Here is a 266-nt window from a genome sequence, read left to right on the forward strand (position 1 = left end):
CTGCCGCCCGCCGTCGAGCTGGTGGTTGCGGTGATGTCCTTCCGCAACTTCGCCATGATCATGCTGCTGCAGTTGGCGGTTGCGGTCACGGTCGCTGCCATAGGCGGCCTGTGGCCCGCGGTGGTGGCGGCAGTATTGGGCAGCTTTCTCCTTAATTACTACTCAGCGGACCCCGTGGGTTCGCTCTCCGTTGCGGACCCGACGACGCTTTTCACGTTGGTCGTGTTTCTCGCTTTGGCCTGCGGCGTCGCGCTCGCCGTAGGGTT

1 protein-coding gene is annotated in these 266 nt (G+C 63.9%); it reads left to right on the forward strand.

Features of this window, described 5'->3' with window-relative positions:
• A partial coding sequence (locus SB764_RS41080) for a DUF4118 domain-containing protein (RefSeq protein WP_410866908.1) occupies positions 1 to 266 on the forward strand: 266 nt, incomplete at both ends.

Origin of the sequence: Paraburkholderia sp. SIMBA_027 (assembly GCF_046535315.1) — a bacterium.
GTDB lineage: Bacteria > Pseudomonadota > Gammaproteobacteria > Burkholderiales > Burkholderiaceae > Paraburkholderia > Paraburkholderia tropica.